This window comes from Roseisolibacter agri, from assembly GCF_030159095.1.
In the GTDB taxonomy this organism is placed as follows: Bacteria; Gemmatimonadota; Gemmatimonadetes; order Gemmatimonadales; family Gemmatimonadaceae; genus Roseisolibacter; species Roseisolibacter agri.
Genome location: NZ_BRXS01000001.1, coordinates 797,066 through 814,659 on the forward strand (window position 1 = coordinate 797,066; position 17,594 = coordinate 814,659).

Below are 17,594 nucleotides of genomic sequence, written 5' to 3' on the forward strand. Positions count from 1 at the left end.
GCCGGCGCCGCCAGGCCGTACCCACGGCACGCACCCCGGACCCGCTGCCCGCGGTCCGCAGCCCCGCTCCCAGCGCGGACGCCGGCCGGTGCGTAGTCGAGCGTCGCCGCCCGCATCCGCCGTCGCGGTATGTCCGGCCCGACCTCCACCCGGGACCCGTCCATGCGCCGTTCCCTCCCCGTCCCGCGCGGACCCGCCGCGCTCGCCCTGCTCGCCGCGCTCGCGGCCGTGCCGACCCCCGCCTCCCTGGTCGCGCAGCAGGGCACCCAGCCCATCGACACCGCCTACACGCGGCGGATCCGCGAGCTCACGCCCACGGACCCGCGCTGGAAGTTCACCACGGAGCTGGTGGACTACCTTCCCGCGTCGTCCACCGTCCCGACGCCGCTGCAGGTCCTCGGCTACGTGCCGGGCACGCTCGGCAAGCTCTCGCACACGGCGGACGTCAACAAGTACTTCCGCGCGCTGGCCGAGAAGTCGCCGCGCACCAAGCTGTTCTCGCTGGGCACCAGCGACGAGGGGCGCGAGGAGCTCGTGATGGCGATCGCCGACGAGGCGACGCTGGCGCGGCTGGACGACTACAAGCGCATGAGCGCGCGCCTCGCCGATCCGCGCGGGCTCTCGGCCGACGAGAAGGCGCGCCTCATTCGCGAGGCGAAGCCGATCTACTGGGTCCTCGGCTCCATCCACTCTCCGGAGACGGGGAGCCCGGAGATGCTGATGGAGATGGCGTACCGCCTCGCGGTGGACGAGGGCGCGTACGCGAAGGGCATCCGCCAGAACGTCATCACGCTCATCACGCCCATCCAGGAGGTCGACGGGCGCGATCGCATGGTGGACGTCTACAACCAGAGCGAGAAGCTCAAGCTCGGGCCGACCGGGCGCAGCCTCGTGTACTGGGGCAAGTACACCGCGCACGACAACAACCGCGACGGCATGGTGATCTCGCAGCAGATCACCAAGAACTACCTCAAGGGCTTCCTCGACTGGAAGCCGATCATCACGCACGACCTGCACGAGTCGGTGCCGTTCCTCTACACGAGCACCGGCACGGGCCCGTACAACGACGAGTTCGACGCGATCCAGGTGAACGAGTGGCACCAGCTCGCGTACCAGGAGATCAACGAGCTCACGCGGCGCGGGCTGCCCGGCGTGTGGACGCACGGCTTCTACGACGGCTGGGCGCCCAACTACATGCTGGCGATCTCCAACTTCCACAACTCGCTCGGCCGCTTCTACGAGACGTACACCTCCGGCGGCGCGGGCTGCCAGACGGTGAACCTCGGCGACGCGCAGACGCAGAAGGAGTGGTTCCGCCCCAATCCCGCCGTGAACGGCGTGAAGTGGTGCATCCGCTCCAACGTGAACTACCAGCAGAGCGGCGTGCTGGTCGCGCTGAAGTACGTGGCGGACCACAAGGAGACCTTCCTCGAGAACTACGCGGCGAAGGCCGAGCGGCAGACGCAGAAGGGGCGCACGCAGGCGCCGTACGCGTTCGTGATCCCGCGCGCGCAGCGCCACGCCGCGGAGGCCGCGGACTTCGTCAACCTGCTGCGCCTCACGGCGACGGAGATCCACGAGGCCACCGCGGACTTCACGGTCAACGCGATGCCGAAGATCGTCGAGGGCCGCTCGCCGGAGCCGCGCGCCGACCGCGCGCCGCAGTTCCGCACGACGCCCGTGCAGGTGAAGGCGGGCGACTGGATCGTGCGCATGGACCAGCCGTACACGCAGCTCCCGCGCACGCTGCTCGCGACGCAGACGTACAAGCCCACCGATCCGTCGCCGTACGACGACACCGGCTGGACGCTCGACGAGCTGCGGCACGTCGTCTCGCACACCGTCGCCGACTCCGCGGTGCTGACGCGGCCGATGCGCCTGCTGAGCGCCGATCCGACGGTCGCGGGCACGGTGAAGGGTGACGGCTCGGTGCTCGTGGTGAAGCACCTCGGCGACTGGCGCTCGGCCGTGCTGCCGTGGAAGGCGGGCGGGCGCGTGCGTGTCGCCGACAGCGCGTTCGCGGTGAACGGCACGACGTTCCCCGCGGGCTCGTTCATCGTCGAGTCCCCGAAGGGCGCCGACGTCGTGAAGTCGCTCGGCCTCGAGGCGGTCGCGGTCGCGAGCGCGCCGACGGTGAGGTCGCACGTCGTGTCGCTGCCGCGCATCGCGTACATCCACACCTGGCAGGAGACGCAGAACGAGGGGTGGGTGCGCTTCGCGTTCGACCAGATGGGCATCCCGTACACGTACATGGCGGACCAGAAGCTGCGCGCGCCGGGCGCGCTGGACCGCTACGACGTCGTCGTCTTCCCGCACTCGGGGCAGGGCGGCATGTCGATCGTCAACGGCCGTCCGATGACCGGGCCCGCGGTGCCGTGGCGCGCGAGCAAGGACACGCCGCACCTCGGCAAGTGGGACGAGACGGACGACATGCGGCCCGGCATGGGCCTCGAGGGCGCGGCGTCGCTGCGCCGCTTCGTGGAGCGCGGCGGCCTGCTGCTCGTCGAGGGCTCGACGTCGCGCCTGCCGATCGAGACGGGGCTGACGCCGCAGGTGACCGAGTTCACGGGGCGCAACCTGCAGGCGCGCGGCGCGGTGTTCCGCGCGCAGCCGGTGACGACCACGAGCCCGATCCTCTACGGCTACGACGACCGCACGAGCATGCCCGTGTACTTCAACCAGACGCCGCTGCTGCAGGTGGGCGGCGGGTTCGGCGGGGGCGGCGGTGGTGGCGGCGGTGGCAACGCCGAGGCGGCCGAGGGGGTGGACCCGGCGATCCGCGCCGCGCAGGAGCGCCTGCGCCCGCGCGTGATCCTGCGCTTTCACGACAATGCGGACTCGCTGCGCATCTCGGGGATGCTGAACAACCCCCAGGAGCTGCAGGGCCGTCCGGCGGTCGTCGACGCGCCGCTCGGCAACGGGCACGTGGTGTCGTTCGCGATCCGTCCGTTCTGGCGCCACCAGACGCAGGGCTCGTGGGCGCTCGCGCTGAACGCGATCGCCAACTGGAACGCGCTCACGACGCCCATCGCGACGCCGCGAGCGGCGACGGCCGCGGCGGCGGCTGGTGCGGCCCAGTCCGGTACGCGCGGCGGTCCGGGCGCGGCGCAGCGCGCGCCGCAGCCGTAGAGGGATCGCAGGCGCATTCGTTCACGACGTGAACGAACGCCAGTCGGCGTCCGGGTTCCGGCCGTTCCGCCGGAGCCCGGGCGCCGGTTAGCTTGTGGGCGGTCGACCACTCCTGTCCGGCATCATCGGCGTGTCGAGTGCTCGGCCGGCCCTTTCCTCCGATCGATGCGCATCGCGATCTCCACCGGCGGCGGCGACGCCCCGGGCCTCAACGCCGTGATCCGCGCCAGCGTGCTGGCGGCCCTCCAGCGCGGCTGGGACGTCCTCGGCATCAAGCGCGGCTACGCCGGCCTGCTCGGCGAGGACGAGGTCATCCCGCTCACGCGCGACTCCGTGCGCGGCATCGGCCACACGGGCGGGACGATCCTCCGCACCACGAACCGGGGCAGCCCGTTCAACTACCCGATCGTGCAGGCCGACGGCTCGATCAAGTACGTCGACCGCTCGGACGAGCTGATCGCGAACGCGAAGGCGCTCGGCATCGACGCGATCATCTCGATCGGCGGCGACGGCTCGCTGAAGATCGCGCAGCAGCTGGTCGATCGCGGCATGAAGGTCGTGTGCGTGCCGAAGACGATCGACAACGACGTGCCCTGCACGATCAACACGTTCGGCTTCGACACCGCGGTCAGCACGGTCGTCGAGGCGCTCGACAAGCTGCACACGACGGCGGAGAGCCACGACCGCGTGCTGTGCGTCGAGGTGATGGGGCGCGACACCGGCTTCATCGCGCTCTACGCGGGCATGGCCGGCACGGCGGACGTCGTGCTGATCCCGGAGATCCCGTTCAGCATCGACAAGGTCTGCGAGAAGGTGATGGCGCGCGAGCGCGCGGGCCGTCGCTTCTCGATCATCGTCGTCGCCGAGGGCGCGATCCCAGTGGGCGGCACGGAGTCGATCCTCGGCGAGTCGATGCCCGGGCAGGCGAAGCGCCTGGGCGGCGTGGTCGATCCGCTGTCGCGCGAGATCCAGAAGCGCACGGGCAAGGAGACGCGCTCGCTGATCCTGGGCCACCTGCAGCGCGGCGGGCAGCCGACCAGCTACGACCGACTGCTGTCGACGCGCTTCGGCGGCGCGGCGGTGCGCGCGATCGAGGAGCAGGCGTGGGGGCACATGGTGGCGCTGCAGTCGCCGCACATCGTGTTCGTGCCGATCCCCGAGGTGCTGCGCCACACCAAGCGCGTGGACCCGGACGGCGACATCGTGATGACGGCCCGCGAGATGGGGATCAGCTTCGGCGACTGAGCGGCTGGCCGGGGCGACGCCGGGCGCGCGGGGTATGGCGTTGACCCGGCCGGAGCCCGATCGTCCTTGTGCCGGGACGTGCGTGTCCCCGGGGCCGGACGTCGGCGCGGGCGCGAGGCTGGTGCGTGTCGCGTAAGTGCCGATGCCGCAACCGCTTGTCGCCACCGTCCGGCTGTCCGGCGGGTGGCACCGCCCCTGCCTTACCGGGGGTGGGGGCCCGAAGGGGGCCTCCGCCGAGTCGTCGAGAGGTGTGCATGGTCCGTCTGGTCATCCCGCGCGTTCGCCGCACGGGGCTCGTGCTGGGGCTGCTGGTCGCGCTGACGTCGGGCGCGAGCGTCGCCCAGGCGCAGCTCCCACAGATCCCGAAGCTGCCGTCCCGTCCGTCGGTCCGTGACCTGACGGGCGGGGGCGAGGCGCAGCGCGCGCGTGCGGCCGACACGACCGCGGTGCCCGCGAGCCACCGGCCGCCGCCGGGCATGTGCCGCGTCTGGCTGGACAACGTGCCGCCCGACAAGCAGCCGGCGCCCACGGAGTGCAGCGTCGCGGTGCGGAACCGTCCGGCCAACGGCCGCGTCCTGTTCGGCGACGACTACGTGGCCGACCGCGACCGCGAGCGTGGCAAGGACCGCGGCAAGCCGAAGAGCGGCGAGCGTCCGCACGGCCCGTCGGCCGAGGACGCGCCGCTGGCGGCGAGGGACGACGCGGAGGACGCCGGGAGCATCGCTCCCGGCGTCCTCGCGTTCGAGCCGGCCGTGCAGCCACCCCGCGACTCGGTGCGCCGCGACCCGCGCCAGCGCCGGCCGGTCACGCAGCCCCGTCCGGTCCCGCGCGGCAGCGAGCGCCTGGAGGAGATCGAGGACCCCGAGGACGAGTACGACGCGGGCTATCGCGCGGGCTACGAGGACGCGCTGCGCGGCCGGGCGCCCCGGGTGCGCGGCGTCGCGGTCACGGGCGGGCCGGGCGGGCAGGGCGGGGCGGGCCGCGCGGGGACGACGGCGGTCGTCGTGCCCCAGGGCGAGGACCCCCGCTACTTCAACAACGGCCGCTACGCCCCGCCGGGGCGCGCCAACGGGGTGTGCCTCGACCGCGACCAGGACGGCTGGTGCGACGACCCGCGCTTCGGCGCGCCGGTCTGCCGCGACCTCGACGGCGACGGCCGCTGCGACGACTACCCCGAGGACGCGTCGGCGCCGTACCCGACGACGCTGCCGTCGATGACCGCCGGCCGCGACGTGCAGGGCGGCCGCGGCTCGCGCGAGGCGATCCGCTGGCTGGGCACGGCCGAAGTCGTGGCGCGTCCGAGCGGCGGCCGTGCGGGCGGGACGCCGTACCGGATCCTCTGGTACGACGCGAACACCAACGCGCTGCTGCAGGCCTGGACCGACCGCGACGGCGACGGCACCGCGGACCGGGTCGAGATCTATCGGAACGGACGCCGGGTGAAGCTGCTTGGGCGATAAAGCGGAGGACGATACGGCGGAAGACGGAACGGCGTGAGACGGTGGGGCGGACCCTTCAGGCTCGAAGCTTCGAGCTCGAAGGTCCGCCTTTCCGTTTCACGCCCCTTCGTCCTCCGCTTCACCGTCCTCCGCCGTTCCGTCCTCCGCTCCTCGGTTCCGGCACTACAGCCGCTGGCGCCGCTTCTGCATCATTCCCCGCCGTGCGCACTCCAATAGACCGCTATCTGCCGCCCGACCACGCGGCCTTCGTCGCCGCGGAGCCGCCCACCGGCCGCGTCATCGTCATCGCGCCCACGCGTGCGGCGTGCGAGACCATCGAGCTCGCGGTCGGCCTGCACCTCGACACGTACCTCGAGCAGCACCACGGCGCGCGCGTGCGCGAGCTGGCGCGCAGCGGGCAGGGGTTCGGCATCGTCGCCGGCACGGGGACCGGCAAGACGCTGGCGATCCGCCCGATCGCCGAGGAGATCGTGGGGACGCCGCTCCGCGTGGGCGTCATCAACCGCGAGCGCGAGGCGACGCCCGAGACGCCGACGTGGAACGTCGTCATCGTCACCACCGGCATCGCGCGGCGCTGGTTCCAGGACGGCGACATCCTGCCGACCGACACGCTGATCGTCGACGAGATCCACCAGACCTCCGCGGAGCTGGAGCTCTGCCTCGCCCTCGGCAAGCGCGTGGGCTGCCGGTTCATCTGGCTGTCGGCGACGGTCGATCCGACGTTCTACGCGCGCTACCTCGACTCGGGCGACGTGCTGGAGGTCTACTCGTTCGACCCGAAGAAGGCGGCGAAGGTGACCGTCGTGAACCGCGGGCCGCTCGACTTCCTCGACGACAAGTTCCTGCAGGGCGTGCAGCGCGGGCACCGCGGCGTCGGCGTCTTCCTCCCGACGCGCGCGGGCGTCGAGGGCGCGGCGGAGCACGTGGGCGTCCGCTATCCGCGCATCAACGCGGCGTACTACCACGGCGGGGAGCCGATCCGCGTCATCCGCCCGTTCCTCGAGGGCGAGGAGGCGAAGCCGTACGTCCTCGCGATGACCGCCGCGGGGCAGAGCGCGCTGAACGTGCGCGGGCTCGACACCGTCGTCATCGACGACACGCGCTTCGCGAACGTCGTGGAGCGCGGGCGCAACGTGCTCACGCGGCTGCACCTGGGCGCGAACGAGATCCTGCAGATGGCGGGGCGCGTGCACGGGCGCGTGGAGGGCGGCCGCGTCTTCATCCTCAGCGACCGCGACATCGACTTCTCGGCGCTGCGGCCGACGGAGCCCGAGTTCCAGCTGGCCGGCGACTCCGAGCGCGTCGCGCTCACCGCCGCGGCGCTGGGCGTGCGCGCGGACGAGCTCGAGCTGCCGGTGCCGCTCGACCGCACGTCGTATCGGAGAGCGCTGACGCGGCTGCAGTCGCGCAACGTCATCGACGAGCACGGGAAGCTGTCGCAGTACGGGCGCGCGGTCGAGGCGCTGCCGGTGGAGCGCGCGTGGGCGGAGCTGATCGTCAACGCCGAGGACGAGCTGCTGCCGTTCCTCTCGGTGATGAGCAGCATCGAGAGCCTGCACCGCATGACGCGCGAGGAGCGCGACCTGGACGGGGTGCTGGTGCACGGCAGCGACCACCTCACGGCCTACAACCTGTACGCCGAGGCGTACCGCGAGGCGGGCTACATCGGCGAGGTGTACGGGCTGCCGCGCCACCTGTTCGACGGCGAGAAGGTGGCCGCGTGGGCCGAGCGGCGCGGCGTGCTGGTGAAGTCGGTCGAGGACGCGGCGCTGGCGATGGCCAGCGTCTACCGCTCGGTGGGGCTCGACCTGCCGACGTCGATGCCGTGGGCGGCCGAGCGCGTGCACCGCCGCTTCGCGGACCTGCTCGCGCGCTTCATGCCGTTCGACCTCGTGATCGACGAGGAGACGGTGTGGGGCGAGGAGGCGCGCGTCTCGAAGACGAGCGTCTGCGGCAGCTGGGGCGCGATCGCGGGCACGCTGCGCTACTTCGCCGACCGCTTCGGCGTGCCGCGCGCGTCGATCGAGGGGACGCAGATCCCGATGGACCTGCTGCGCCGCTACGCGCATCGCAGCGATCCCGCGCTCGACTACGACCCGCGCCGCAAGACGCTCGTCGTCACGCGCCGCGTCGAGTACTTCGGCTTCGAGCTGGAGCGCGAGATCGAGGCGCTGTCGGAGTGGGGCGACGAGCTGGCGGCGCCCGCGCGCCGCGTGCTCGCGGAGGCGCTCGCGCGCGGCGAGGCGCGCCACGTGGGCGTGCGCCGCAACGAGCGCGTGATCGAGGAGGTGCGCGAGACGTGGCGCCGCTCGGGCGGCCGCACGCCGAAGCTCGGGATGCGCGAGCTCGCGGACCTGTACGAGGCGCAGCTGGAGGGCGTGACGTCGCTGGAGGAGTTCCGCGCGCGGCCGCTCAAGCTGGATCTCGACGCGCTGGTGTCGCCCGCGGAGCGCGCGGCGTACCTCGCGCTGCCGGGCGTGGCGAGCGTGCGCGGGCGCGAGGTGGAGCTGCAGTACGACGTCGAGGAGGACGAGGCCGGCGCGCCGGTGGGCGTGGTGCGCCTGCGGCTGCCCGAGAAGCTCGCGCGCACGCTGGTCGAGGAGGAGCTGCCGGTGCTCGACCGGCCGGTGCGCTTCGTGGTGACGCGCGGCCAGCGCGGCGCGGTGCGCGCGGACACGCTCGACGACCTGCAGGCGCAGCTCGACCTGCCGTGGACGCCCGGCGAGTACGAGGAGCGGGGGCGCGACGACCGCGGGCGCGACGACCGCGGGCGCGACGACCGTGGACGGGACGACCGTGGGCCGCGGCACGCCGGCGGGCGCGCGCGGGGCGAGCGGGCGATCGGCAAGGCGATGGGACGTCATGGCGGCGGCGGGCGCGCCGGCGGCGGACGCTCCGGTGGTGGACGTGCGGGCGGCGGACGCTCGGGCGCGCGCCCGGGCGGCAAGCGGCGACGCGGGTGAGCCGGTGAGCGCGCCACGCGCTCCTGCGACCCGGCGTCGGCGGGTCGTGCGCGCCCTGCTCGTGCTGACGGGCGTGGGCACCGTGGCGGCGATCGCCCTGGGCGCGGTGATCGTGGGCTCGCCGGCGCACCGCATGCGGGCCATCGCCGCCGTGCGCTCGATCCCGCTGCGTCTGCAGGTCGCGCAGGCGGAGCTGGAGCGTGAGCGTCAGCGGAACCGTCCGCCGCCGGTGCTGCGCTGCGTGCCCGCGCGCACCGTCGGCGCGCCCGGCACGCTGCTGGCCGTCGACAGCGTGCCCGCGTCGTCCACGGCGACGGCGCTCTTCCTCTGGCAGCGGTCGGGGAACGCGTCGGCCGAGGTGCGCGCGTTGCGCGCGCTGCGCGCGACCGACGTGAAGGAGTTCCCGGGCACGCCGCGCGCGCTCGCGCTCACGGCGGACGGTGGGGTGCTGCGGGCCGCGCGCCGCGCCGCGCCGACGGCGTCGGCGCAGCTCGCGGTGTCGGGCACGAAGGAGCTCTGCTTCGTCGCGAGCTAGACGCGCGCGACCGGCATCGGCGTCAGAGCCAGCGCGAGATCCGCGAGGCGCCCCACTCCAGCACGCGCTCGTTCATCGGGCGGCGCCGGAAGACGTCCAGCGTCACCTCGCGCGCGTACTGCAGGTCCGACTCGAACAGCCGCTCCATGCCGCACGCCACGGCGCGGTCGTGCACCATCAGCACGGTCTCGTCGTTGAAGGCCATCGAGCGGTTGTCGAAGTTGTTCGTGCCGACCGCGGCCCACGCGCGGTCCGCGACGAGCGTCTTGGCGTGCATCATCGCCGCCGAGTACTCGAACAGGCGCACGCCGGCGCGCAGCAGCGCCTCGTACTTCGTGCGCCCGGCCCAGTAGGTCGTCTTGACGTCGCTCTGCCGGTCGGGCGCGAGGATGCGCACGTCCACGCCGCGCCTCGCCGTCTCGGCCAGCATGCCGCAGAAGTGCTCGTCGGGGACGAAGTACGAGTTGCTGATCCACAGCCGCTCGCGCGCGCCCGCGATCGAGAGCGCCATGAACCGCTCCGCCGGCGTGGAGCCGAGGGTGGGCGAGCAGTGGAGCAGGCCGGCCCACGCGTCCTCACCGGCGCGGCGCGCGGGCTCCGGCTCGCCGTTCTCCTGCAGCGGGAAGAACACGTCGCCCGCCAGCAGCTCGCCCGTCGCCTCGGCCCACCCCGCCGCGAACGTCGCCTGCAGCTGCAGCACGGCCGGTCCCACGAAGCGCGCGGTCGTGTCGCGCCACTGGTCGCGATGGCGGCCGTCGCCGTACCACTTGTCGTCGATCCCGAAGCCGCCCGTGTAGCCGATGCGGCCGTCCACCGTGACGACGCGGATGTGCGAGCGGTGCTGCACCTTGTGCAGCTCCCACGGCCGCGTGGGGCGGAAGACCGCGACGCGCACGCCGGCCTGCTGCAGCCGCTTCCAGTAGTCCTCCGGCACCGGCGCGGAGCCGAACGCGTCGCGCAGGAAGAGCACCTTCACGCCCGCCCGCGCGCGCTCGACGATGATCTCCGCGAACTCGTCGGCCATGCGGCCGCCCTGGCAGTAGTACAGCTGCAGCGTGATCGAGCGCTTCGCGCCGCGCAGGTCCTCCCACAGCTTCGGATACAGATCGTCGCCGCACGAGTAGACGCTCACGGCGTGGCCGGGGCGCAGCTCCGTCTTCGTGAGCAGCTCCACCGTCGACCGGAACTCCTCCTCCGCGGCGCCGGGCAGCTCGCCGCCGGAGGAGGCGCGCACGCGCCGCACGGGCGTGCCGCGCGTGATGTAGAGCGCGCCGATGACCGCGAGCAGCAGCAGGACGAGCGTCGCGAGACCGCCCGCGACGTAGAGGAGCCAGGTCATGGTCGGGTGCACGAAGGCGGCGAGCCACGACGGTCGTCGTGGCCCACGCCTGACGCCGGGCTCAAGGGAAAGAACCGGGCCAGTCCGGAGCGCGCCCTCGCCGGCGAGACTCAGGCGCCGTCGCCAGCCTCGCTCGGCACCTTGGCGGGCACGTGGTAGCGCTCCTCGCGCACTGGCCGGAAGCCACGCGCGAGGTAGTTCGGCAGCGCCGCCGGCCCGTCGAGCGTGCAGGTGTGCAGCCAGACGCGGTTCGCGCCCATCGCCCAGCCCTCGCAGGCCGCGTGCGACAGCAGCGCGCGCCCCCACCCGCGCCCGTGCGCGTCGGCGAGGAGGCCGAAGTACACGATCTCGACGCCGCCGTCGGCGTCCCGGGCGAGCTCGTAGTAGCCGGCCGGGCGCCACGTGGCGTCCGTCGCGTCGCGCCGCTCCAGCACCCACACCGCGACGTCGTCGCGCGCGAGCCACGCGGCCAGCTCGGCGTCGCTCCAGGCCAGGCGGTCGCGCCAGCGGTACGCCCGCCCCACGGCGTCGTACAGCCAGCGGTACTCCGCCACCGTACATCCGGGGCGCCGCACGAGGCGTAGCTCCGGGGGGCCGGCGGGGAAGTCGGCGGGGCGCAGCTGCTCGGGCGTGGCGAGCTCGAGGTAGGTGCGCACCACCTCGAGCGTGTCGGGGGCGGGCTCGGTCATTCGGCGGATGGGGGCAGGCGCGGACCGGCGGGCGGCGCTGGGGCCTGCAGGATAACGCGCCGCGACGGCCGCTTGACGTTTGGACCGACCGGTCCTAATCTGTCGTCCGTGAGCGACCGCCGCACCCAAATCGTCGATGCCGCCGCGAATCTGATCGGCCAGCGCGGCTACGCGCCGACCTCGATCGAGGACGTCATCCGCGAGGCGGGGCTGAGCGGGAAGAGCCACTTCTACCACTACTTCAAGTCGAAGGAGGAGCTGGGCTACGCGGTGCTCTCGCGCCAGTTCGAGCGCTTCGCGGAGCGTGGCCTGGCGATCCTGCGCGAGCCGATGATCGACCCGCTGGAGCGCCTGGCCCTCTTCATCGACACGCTGGTGGCGCTGCAGATCGCGCGCGGCTTCGCGGGCGGCTCGCCCTTCGGGTCGCTGGCGGCGGAGCTGGCGGACGCGCACGAGGGCTTCCGCGAGCGCATCGAGGTGGTGTTCGCGCGCTGGTCGGCGCAGCTGCAGTCGCTGCTCTGGGAGGCGCGGCCGCGTCTGCACGACGACGTGGACACCGGCCGGCTGGCCCGCTTCGTCATCGCGACGCTGGAAGGCGCGCTGCTGATGTCGCGCGTCGACCGCGACCCGGCGGCGCTGCAGGGCATCGCGCACGACCTGCGGCGCTTCGTGGCGATGCACGTGCGCGAGCCGTCGGCGGCGCTCACCGCGCCGCCGGCGCCAGTCGGCGCGCGTGCGGAGCAGGGCGAACGAGCGGGTGGCGAGCGGGTGACGGGCGGCTGAGCAGGCGAGCACGCGTCGTCCACCGGTGCGCCCATCCCGAGCGACCGCTGGCGACGTAACCTGAGGCGGGACGGTCGGTGGGATCCATGGGGGATCCACCGGTCGTCCGAGGGGACGGGAGGGGACATGGGGACGAGCCAGGACGCGCGCCGCGCGGCGCGCACGCAGTTCGAGCGCGAGGCGCTCCAGCACCTCGATGCGCTGTACGGCTTCGCGCTCAAGCTCTCGCGCGCGCGCGACGACGCCGAGGATCTCGTGTCGGACACGCTGCTGCGCGCGTTCGAGCGGTGGGAGCAGTACCGCCTCGGCACCAACATCCGCGCCTGGCTGTTCACGATCCTCTACCACGTGTTCGTGAGCCGCAAGCGGCGCATCGACGCGCGCGAGGTGCAGCCGCACGACGACGGCGACGGCTGGAGCGCGCACGAGGCGATCGGCGACGCGGACCCCGAGCGCACCTTCTACGACTCGTTCCTCGACGAGGAGATCACGCGCGCCATCGCCGCGCTCCCCGTCGAGTACCGCGCGGCCGTCGTGCTGAGCGACGTGCAGGGGCTGCGCTACGCCGAGATCGCGCAGGTGCTGCACGTGCCCGAGGGGACGGTGAAGTCGCGCCTCTTCCGGGGGCGCCGCATCCTGCAGCGCAAGCTCGCCGGCTACGCGGTGGAGATGGGCTACCTCAAGCTCGCGCCGACCGCGGCGTGACGGCGGTGGCCGTCGCGCTCAGCGCGGCAGCGCGTGCTGCCGCGCGCGGTGCCGCGCGGCCTTCGCGCGGTTGCCGCACGTCGCCATGTCGCACCAGCGGCGGCGCCCGTTCTTCGTCGTGTCGAGGAACACGCGCGCGCAGCGTGGATCCGCGCAGCGGCGCACGCGCGCCAGCTCGCCCGCGATCAGCGACTCCGCGGCGGAGTCCACGATGGGCACCATGAGCGCGGCGAACGCGTCGCCCACCGTCACGAACGTGCGCGCGTAGCCGCCGTCCGCGCGCTCCTCGAGCCGCCGCGTGCCCGCGCTGCGACCGAGGACGCGGTTGATCTCGGTCAGCGCGTCGCCGCGTGCCTTCGCGGACGCCGAGCCGCGCTCGGCCAGCGCGCGCAGCGCCGCGCGCACGCGCCGCGCATCCACCAGCGACGCCGCCGCGCCCGCGGGCTGCTGGTACGCGCGCCGGCGGATGCCCGCCGCGCGCTCCGCGTCGAGCACGTCGCTCGCCTGCAGCCAGTCGACGAACACGTCGAAGTCGAGCAGCACGTCGGCGCGCCGGCCACCGTCGCCGCGCCGCGCGTCGTCGGTGTTGACGAACGCGAGCCACGTCGGCGCGGCGGTGCGCGCGGCGCCGTCGGCCGCGGGGCTCGCGTCCGCGCGCAGCGCGGCGTGCGGCGGGAGCACGACGTCGGCGACGTGCGCGCGCGGCGACAGCGCGCGCGGCGCGACGTCCGCGGCGAGGAGGGTGGGCGCGGTGGCCATTGGTCGGCTAGCATAGGGCTGGGGACAGGGGCCGGCAAGCGCGCCGCGTGTCGCACCGCACGTCCCCACCGTCCGCGACCCCAGCCCTCCGCATCCGTGCTCGATCTGTCCCGCGTGCGCCACGTGGCCGTCGGCTCCGCCAATCCCGTGAAGGTGGCCGCCGCGCGCGCGGTGCTGGCGCGCATCGCGCCGGACGCCGTCGTCAGCGGCGTCGAGGTGCCGTCGGGCGTCCCGGACCAGCCGTGGGGCGACGACGAGACGCGGCGCGGCGCGCGGACCCGGGCGGCCGGGGCGCGCGAGCGCGCCGGCGCGGAGCTGGGCGTCGGCTTCGAGGGCGGCGTGGTCGCCGAGGCGGACGGGAGCGTGCGGTCGTGCGCCTGGGCGGCCGTCGTCGGGCCCGACGGGGCCGAGGGGATCGGCGGGTCGCTCGCGATGCCGCTGCCGGCCGCGGTCGCGCGGCGGCTGCGCGCGGGCGAGGAGCTGGGCCACGCGATCGACGGGCTGACGGGCGAGTCGGGGACCAAGCACCGGGGCGGGGCGGTGGCCGTCCTCACGGCCGGGCTCGTGGACCGCCAGCGGGCCTACGAGGTGATCCTGAGCTACGCCCTCGCGCGCTTCCTCGCGCCGGCCGACTGGCACGCCTGACCGCGGCGCGGCGTTGGTGGGGAAGCCTCCCCACCGCCCGCTCCCGCATGCCGCGTCGCCGCGCCCGCCATGGCGTGGCCAGCCCGTCCGCCGGGCCGGCCGCCGTTAGATTGCACGCCATGGCGACCCTCGATTCCTCCCTGTACGTCCGCAAGGGCTTCGGCCTCAAGTCCGAGGTCCAGGCCACCCTCGCCGCCGACTACGACGGCCGGCTGGTGGACCTCATGCGCGAGCGGGACTACACGCTCGAGGCGGGTGGGCTCACGGTGCGCCTGGCCCGCGAGTTCGGCTTCTGCTACGGCGTTGAGCGCGCGGTCGACTACGCCTACCAGACGCGGCACAAGTTCCCCGACCGCACGGTCTGGCTCGCGGGCGAGATCATCCACAACCCGCACGTCAACGCACGGCTGCGCGAGATGGGGATCGGCTTCCTGTCGGCCACGCCGCTCGACGCGCCCGGCGCGCGCGACGCGCTGCCCGCGTTCGACTACGCGCCCGTGCGCCCCGAGGACGTCGTCATCCTCCCCGCGTTCGGCGTCACGATCCGCGACTTCGAGGTGCTGCGCGCGCTCGGCAGCGTCGTCGTCGACACGACGTGCGGCTCGGTGCTGAACGTCTGGAAGCGCGTCGAGGCGTACGCGCGCGACGGCTTCACCGCGCTCATCCACGGCAAGCACTACCACGAGGAGACGCGCGCCACCGCGTCGCAGGTGCAGAAGCACCCCGAGGGGCGCTACCTGGTGGTGCGCGACATGGCCGAGGCGCGCGAGGTGTGCGAGTACATCGAGGGGCGCGGCGACCGCACGGCGTTCCTCGCGAAGTACGCGCACGCGGCGTCGCCCGACTTCGATCCGGACCTGCACCTGGTGCGCGTGGGCGTCGCCAACCAGACGACGATGCTGGCGCGCGAGTCGCTCGCGATCGCCGACGAGGTGGGCGCGGCGATGGAGCGCGCGCACGGCACCGAGCATCGCGCCGAGCACTTCCGCTCGTTCGACACGATCTGCTCGGCCACGCAGGACCGGCAGGACGCCGTGAAGGCGCTGCTGGAGGAGCCGCTCGACGTCATGCTCGTGATCGGCGGCTACAACTCGAGCAACACGATCTCGCTGGCGGCGCTGTGCTCGGAGCGCGTGCGGACGTACCACATCGAGTCGCCCGAGGCGATCGACATGGAGCGCGGCGTGGTGCGCTACCGCCCGGTCGGCCGCCACACCGAGGAGGCCGAGGCGCGGGACTGGCTGCCGGCGGGCCCGGCGCGCGTGGGGATCACGGCGGGCGCCAGCACGCCCAACAGCAAGATCGGCGAGATGGTGTCGCGGCTGCTGGCGATGCGCGGCGTCGAGGCCGCCACGCTGGCCTAGGACGCGTCCGGGACGGATCCGGCGCCGGCTCGCGGCGGGCGCGAGTCGTGCGCTTGGACGGGCATGGCCTTCGAACCCGTCACGCTCGCCGCCCACGGCTCCCAGGTCGAGATCATCCCCGCGCTGGGCGGCAAGATCGCCTCGCTGCGGCTCGCCGATCACGAGTGGCTCTGGACGAGCGACGTCCTCCCGTGGGCCGCGCCGGATGAGCGGCTGGCCGCCGACGATGCGGCCTCGTACGTCGAGCTCGCGGACACGGGCGGCTACGACGAGTGCCTGCCCACCGTCGGCGCGTGCCGACTGCCGGCGGACGTGGCCGGCGTGGGTGGCCTGGCGCTCCCCGACCATGGCGAGCTCTGGTCGCAGTTCGCGGCCACCGAACGCGTCGACGGCAGCGCGAATCCCGAGGTCGTCACGCGCTGGCGCGGGCGGCGGATGGCGTACCAGTTCTCACGCGCCGTCTCGATCGAGCCCGACGGCGCGGTGCGCATGCAGTACACGCTGGAGTCGCGTGCGGACGCGCCGCTGCCGTTCCTCTGGTCGTCGCATCCGCTGCTGCCGCTGACGCCCGACACGCGGCTGGAGCTGCCGATCGCCGCGCGCGTGCGCGTGTGGGCGCAGCACGGCGTCGACCTCGGCGGCGAGCGCGCGGAGCATCGCTGGCCCGTGCTGCGCGTGCGCGACGGCGATGGCGGACCGGCGCGCGAGCGCGACTTCACCTTTCCCGCGCGCGGGGCCGAGCCGTACGCGTGCAAGCTGTTCCTCGACCTGCCGCGGCCGAGCACGCACGTCGTGCGGCTCGCGGTGGAGCAGGACGGCGCGCGGCTGGAGGTGGAGGTGGACGCGCGCGAGGTGCCGCACATGGGGCTCTGGCTGAACCACGGGGCGTGGACGCCGTTCGCGGAGCGCCGCGGCTATCGCAACCTCGCGTTCGAGCCGTGCATCGGCGCGCCCGATCCGCTGGACGCCGCGCTCGGCGAGTGGGGCGGCGCGGCGTGGCTGGCGCCGGGCGAGGTGCGGCAGTGGACGCTGCGCTGGCGCGGGCGGCGCCGCACCACCGGCTGACGCGCGTGTGACCTCGTGCCGCGTGCGCCGCATCCGCGGCGCGCGCTCGCGCATGCACGCGCCCGCCTTTTGTACACGGCGCGACCAATTGCGCGCGAGGGATGGCGCGGCGTCGCGGCGCATCGTGGCCGGAAGTCTGCACTAGGGGAGGGCAGGGACGCGCCGGCGGGTACGCGGCCTCGCCGGCACGGCCGGCACGACAGGGCCCCGCGGCACTGTTCCGAGAGCATCGAGACGATCATGCGCAACCAGCCGTCCGTTCGCGCCGCACGCTTCTCGCCCTTCCACGCCGCTCGCGCGCACGTCGCGCTGACGCTCGCGGCGTCGCTCCTCCTGGCTCCCGCGCCCTCCGTGCACGCGCAGGGCGCCGCCTCGACCGCCGCCACGGTCGCGCAGGCGCCGCAGCGCGGCGTGCGCACCGTGCGTGCGGATGCGCCGGCGCCGGATCCGCGCCTCGCGCCCGACTCCGTCGTCACCATCGTGCTCGAGGCGTTCGCGCGCGTCGAGCCGAACCTGCCCACGTCGGGCATCGACATCGCGTACGCGTTCACCGCGCCCGCCAACCGCGCCGTGATCGGCTCGGTGGAGCGCTTCTCCGACGTCGTGCGCGACGGCTCGTACCGGCCGCTGCTGGGCCACCGCCGCGCGGTGCGCAGCGAGATGAGCATCGAGGGCGACCACGCCACGCAGCGCGTCGTCGTCACCACGGTGGACGGCGCGCAGGTCGCGTACACCTTCCGGCTCGCGCGCCAGGCCGAGGGCGAGTACCGGGGGTGCTGGATGACCGAGCGCGTGACGCGCGAGCCGCCCAGCAGCCTGGCGCCGCCGCAGGTCGCGCTGGCCGCGTCGCCGGAGCGCGCGCCGGGCGCGTGACGTCCGGGTGCTCGGCGGGGTAGGGAGGGCGTGATCCGTC

At 74.0% G+C, this 17,594-nt stretch carries 14 protein-coding genes; 11 read left to right on the forward strand and 3 right to left on the reverse strand.

Annotation, left to right across the window (positions count from 1 at the left end; all coding sequences use genetic code 11):
* Positions 1 to 162 precede the first annotated feature (162 nt).
* From rosag_RS03165 to rosag_RS03185, 5 genes are all read left to right on the forward strand, one after another.
* The gene (locus rosag_RS03165; protein ID WP_284348574.1) at positions 163 to 3,129 is read left to right on the forward strand and encodes a M14 family zinc carboxypeptidase; all 2,967 of its coding nucleotides are present in this window, start codon (positions 163 to 165) and stop codon (positions 3,127 to 3,129) included.
* Between the two features lie 165 nt (positions 3,130 to 3,294).
* A complete protein-coding gene (locus rosag_RS03170; protein ID WP_284348575.1) occupies positions 3,295 to 4,374 on the forward strand; it encodes a 6-phosphofructokinase in 1,080 nt (359 codons plus the stop codon).
* 254 nt (positions 4,375 to 4,628) lie between these two features.
* Positions 4,629 to 5,834, forward strand: coding sequence for a hypothetical protein (locus tag rosag_RS03175; RefSeq protein WP_284348576.1), 1,206 nt, complete (start codon positions 4,629 to 4,631; stop codon positions 5,832 to 5,834).
* A 200-nt stretch (positions 5,835 to 6,034) separates the two neighbouring features.
* Entirely contained in the window at positions 6,035 to 8,797 is a 2,763-nt protein-coding gene (locus rosag_RS03180; RefSeq protein WP_284348577.1) for a DEAD/DEAH box helicase, read from the forward strand.
* A gap of 46 nt (positions 8,798 to 8,843) precedes the next feature.
* Positions 8,844 to 9,332, forward strand: a complete 489-nt coding sequence (locus rosag_RS03185) for a hypothetical protein (protein ID WP_284348579.1) — start codon at positions 8,844 to 8,846, stop codon at positions 9,330 to 9,332.
* Between the two features lie 22 nt (positions 9,333 to 9,354).
* Here rosag_RS03185 and rosag_RS03190 read toward each other — a convergent pair whose 3' ends face one another.
* Both rosag_RS03190 and rosag_RS03195 read right to left on the reverse strand, forming a co-directional pair.
* Positions 9,355 to 10,671 carry a phospholipase D-like domain-containing protein gene (locus rosag_RS03190; RefSeq protein WP_284348580.1) on the reverse strand — a complete coding sequence of 439 codons (1,317 nt, stop codon included), beginning with the start codon at positions 10,669 to 10,671 and terminating at the stop codon, positions 9,355 to 9,357.
* A gap of 110 nt (positions 10,672 to 10,781) precedes the next feature.
* Entirely contained in the window at positions 10,782 to 11,360 is a 579-nt protein-coding gene (locus tag rosag_RS03195; RefSeq protein ID WP_284348581.1) for a GNAT family N-acetyltransferase, read from the reverse strand.
* Between the two features lie 108 nt (positions 11,361 to 11,468).
* On the opposite strand from rosag_RS03195, the gene rosag_RS03200 reads away from it, so the two are divergent.
* Together rosag_RS03200 and rosag_RS03205 are read left to right on the forward strand one after the other, a co-directional pair.
* On the forward strand, positions 11,469 to 12,143 hold the full coding sequence (locus rosag_RS03200; RefSeq protein ID WP_284348582.1) for a TetR/AcrR family transcriptional regulator: 675 nt from the start codon (positions 11,469 to 11,471) through the stop codon (positions 12,141 to 12,143).
* Between the two features lie 126 nt (positions 12,144 to 12,269).
* Positions 12,270 to 12,848, forward strand: coding sequence for a sigma-70 family RNA polymerase sigma factor (locus rosag_RS03205; protein ID WP_284348583.1), 579 nt, complete (start codon positions 12,270 to 12,272; stop codon positions 12,846 to 12,848).
* Positions 12,849 to 12,866: 18 nt separating this feature from the next.
* Here rosag_RS03205 and rosag_RS03210 read toward each other — a convergent pair whose 3' ends face one another.
* A complete protein-coding gene (locus rosag_RS03210) occupies positions 12,867 to 13,607 on the reverse strand; it encodes a CGNR zinc finger domain-containing protein (protein WP_284348584.1) in 741 nt (246 codons plus the stop codon).
* Positions 13,608 to 13,703: 96 nt separating this feature from the next.
* Between rosag_RS03210 and rosag_RS03215 the strand changes: the two genes are divergently transcribed.
* The 4 genes from rosag_RS03215 to rosag_RS03230 all read left to right on the forward strand — a co-directional run bounded on the left by rosag_RS03215 (position 13,704) and on the right by rosag_RS03230 (position 17,554).
* On the forward strand, positions 13,704 to 14,252 hold the full coding sequence (locus rosag_RS03215; protein WP_284348585.1) for an inosine/xanthosine triphosphatase: 549 nt from the start codon (positions 13,704 to 13,706) through the stop codon (positions 14,250 to 14,252).
* 119 nt (positions 14,253 to 14,371) lie between these two features.
* Entirely contained in the window at positions 14,372 to 15,616 is a 1,245-nt protein-coding gene (locus rosag_RS03220; protein ID WP_284348586.1) for a 4-hydroxy-3-methylbut-2-enyl diphosphate reductase, read from the forward strand.
* 63 nt (positions 15,617 to 15,679) lie between these two features.
* Complete coding sequence (locus rosag_RS03225) at positions 15,680 to 16,681, forward strand: hypothetical protein (protein WP_284348587.1); 1,002 nt, start codon at positions 15,680 to 15,682, stop codon at positions 16,679 to 16,681.
* A gap of 240 nt (positions 16,682 to 16,921) precedes the next feature.
* Entirely contained in the window at positions 16,922 to 17,554 is a 633-nt protein-coding gene (locus rosag_RS03230) for a DUF4864 domain-containing protein (RefSeq protein WP_284348588.1), read from the forward strand.
* The last annotated feature ends 40 nt before the right edge of the window (positions 17,555 to 17,594 follow it).